The 2,809-nt window shown below is 67.9% G+C and carries 3 protein-coding genes; all 3 read left to right on the plus strand.

Translation table 11 applies throughout. The annotated features are described in order from the left end of the window. Positions 1-288 precede the first annotated feature (288 nt). A complete protein-coding gene (locus ACEN88_RS28470; protein WP_413345079.1) occupies positions 289-603 on the plus strand; it encodes a YkgJ family cysteine cluster protein in 315 nt (104 codons plus the stop codon). 91 nt (positions 604-694) lie between these two features. Continuing rightward, positions 695-2,500, plus strand: coding sequence for a methyl-accepting chemotaxis protein (locus ACEN88_RS28475; RefSeq protein WP_413345081.1), 1,806 nt, complete (start codon positions 695-697; stop codon positions 2,498-2,500). Continuing rightward, on the plus strand, positions 2,497-2,809 hold a 313-nt coding region (locus ACEN88_RS28480; RefSeq protein WP_413345083.1), incomplete at its 3' end, for a chemotaxis protein CheW. The genes ACEN88_RS28475 and ACEN88_RS28480, both read left to right, overlap by 4 nt.

Consider the following 2,809-nt stretch of genomic DNA (forward strand, 5'->3'; position numbering starts at 1 on the left):
ATCGGGCGCCGCGTGGCCGGCGAGCGGCAGCACGAGCATGGCCAGCGCGGCGCCCGCGCGGCGCGGCGTGGAAGGAGACAGATGCTTACGGCTGGTGATCGAGGTTCTCATCGTGGTCGTTGAATGTTGTTTTTGAATGTTTGTCGGAACGCCACGAACTGTATCAAGTTTTAACGGATAAGTAAACGCGAATCATTCTCATTTGTGTTAACAATGCAGATTTCACTCTTTTCAGCGGGACGCCGGCGCGCTACCATCGCGTCTTCGTTTTCCGCCCACGAAGCGCGCATGAGCGACACCAGCGAGAACCCATGCCTGTCGTGCGGCGCCTGCTGCATGACCTACCGCGTGTCCTTCTACTGGGCCGACGCCGACGCGCGCGGCCTGCCGTCCGCGCTCACGGAACAGGTGAACGCGCATTTCTCGTGCATGGCCGGTACGAATGCGAAAGCGCCCCGGTGCGCCGCCCTGCGGGGCGAGCCCGACGGCAGGTACGCGTGCAGCGTGTACGAACAGCGGCCCGAGCCCTGCCGCGAAGTCCAGATCGGCGACGCCAAATGCCTGCAGGCACGCGCGCGCCACGCCCTGCCCGCCCTGGCCTGAACGGGCAATCCCCGGATTGGTGCACGCGGAGCCCCTTGCCTCCGGGCAGAAATGTTACATTCACCATGTCTTCACGCCATTTGGAGCGCGCATGTTTCACAACTTGAGCATCAGGAACAAACTGGTCGCCGGCTTCGGCGCGATCGTCGCGATCATCCTGAGCCTGCTCATCCTCGCCTATGACAATTTCGCACGGCTGTCCGATGCCAATCTGTGGAACCGCCACACCCTCGAGGTGCTGCGCGAACTCGACACCATCGCGACGTCGGTGCTGCAGATCCAGTCGTCCACGCGCGGCTACCTGTTGACGGGCAACGAGAACCTGGTGACGCCGATCCGCAACGAATACGCGACGGCGCGCGCGCACGTGAAGCGCGCGCAGGCGATCACCACCGACAACGCCCAGCAGCAGGACCGCCTGCGCCGCCTGGACACGCTGCTCGTCACGTGGATGGACCAGGTGGTCACCCCGCAGATCGAACGGCGCCGGACCGCCGGCGCGGCCGTGACGGCGCAGACCGAGGCCGGGGTACTGGCCGGCACGGGTTCCGTGGCCAGCGTGCGCGAGGTGCTGGACGACGTCGAAGCCGAGGAAAACCGCCTGCTGGTCCAGCGCCAGAAGGACACCGACGAACTGCGCCAGACCATGAAGACGCTGCTGACCGGGGGCGCCGTCATCTGCGTGGTGCTGGCGGTCCTCATTTCGACGCTGCTCGTGCGCGCCGTCTCGCGGCCGCTGCACAGCCTGATGAGTGCCGCCGGCCAGATCGCCGGCGGCGTGCACGGCGCCCGCGCCGAGGTGCTGTCGCGCGACGACCTGGGCCAGGTGGCACTGGAATTCAACCGCATGGCCCAGGCCATCGAAGACAGCCAGGCGAAGGAACTGGCGGCCACGAACGAACTGCGCGCCAAGGTCGACATGCTGCTGGACGTCGTCTCGCGCGCCGCCCGCGGCGACCTGACCGGCACCGTCACGATCGCCGGCAGCGACGCGATCGGCCGCCTGGGCGAAGGCCTGGGCACGATGCTGGGCAGCCTGCGCACCCTGGTCAGCAACGTGCAGCGCGCGGGCATCCAGGTGACCACGTCGGCCACGCAGATCGCCGCGTCCGCGCGCCAGCAGGAGGCGACCGGGATCGAGCAGGCGCAGACGAGCGTCGAGGTGCTGTCCACCACGCGCGAGATCTCGGCCAACACGTCGCAGCTGCTGCGCACGATGGAAGAAGCGGGCGAAGTCGCCGACTACACGACGGCCGCCACCGCGGAGGCGCAGGACAACCTGAAGCGCATGGACCAGTCGATGCAGCAGATGGTCGCGGCCACCGACGCCATCACCGCCAAGCTCGCGACCCTGTCGGAAAAGGCCAGCAACATCAACAGCGTGCTGACCACGATCACCAAGGTCGCGGACCAGACCAACATCCTGTCGCTGAACGCCGCGATCGAGGCCGAGAAGGCCGGCGAGGCGGGCCGCGGCTTCGCCGTCGTCGCCGCCGAGATCCGGCGCCTGGCCGACCAGACGTCCGTGTCCACGTGGGACATCGAGCAGATGCTGAAGGAGATGCAGTCCGCCGTGTCGGCCAGCGTCATGGGCATGGACAAGTTTACCGAGGACATCCGCCGCAGCGTGGGCGAGGCGCGCCATGTGGCCGAGCAGCTGTCCGGCATGACGGAGCAGGTGCGCAAGCTGGCGCCCCGCTTCGACCTCGTGCTGCAGGGGATGCAGTCGCAGGCCGTGGGCGCGTCGCAGATCACGGCGACGATGACGCAGCTGTCCGACGCCAGCCAGCAGACCGTCGACTCGCTGAAGGCGACGAGCGAGGCCGTGCACCAGTTGCAGTACGCCGCCACCGACCTGCAGCAGTCCGTCGCCACGTTCTCGGTCAATACTGCATGAAGGCGATGGTGTTCCACATCGGCCGCGAACGCTACGCCTTGCCGCTGGCGAGCGTGCTGCGCGTGCTGCCGGCGGCGCGCCTGAAGGCGCTGCCGGGCGCGCCGCATTTCGTGCCCGGCCTGCTGGACCTGCACGGCGCGGCGATCCCCGTGATCGACCTCTCGCGCCTGGCCGGCACGCCGCCGGACGCCGTGCGCTACGACACCCGCATCCTGCTCGTCGAGATCATTGCTGCCGGGCGCCGGCGCCGCCTGGGTTTGAAGGCCGAGCGCGTGATCGGCGTGGCTCGGCCAGTTCGCCGTCGAGGGC

Source organism: Massilia sp. CT11-108 (genome assembly GCF_047302915.1).
GTDB lineage: Bacteria > Pseudomonadota > Gammaproteobacteria > Burkholderiales > Burkholderiaceae_D > Telluria > Telluria orientalis.

Excerpts from the sequence above, each read along its gene's own strand:
- ACEN88_RS28470 (WP_413345079.1), top strand. The coding sequence starts at position 289 with ATGAGCGACACCAGCGAGAACCCATGCCTGTCGTGCGGCGCCTGCTGC.
- ACEN88_RS28475 (WP_413345081.1), top strand. The coding sequence starts at position 695 with ATGTTTCACAACTTGAGCATCAGGAACAAACTGGTCGCCGGCTTCGGC.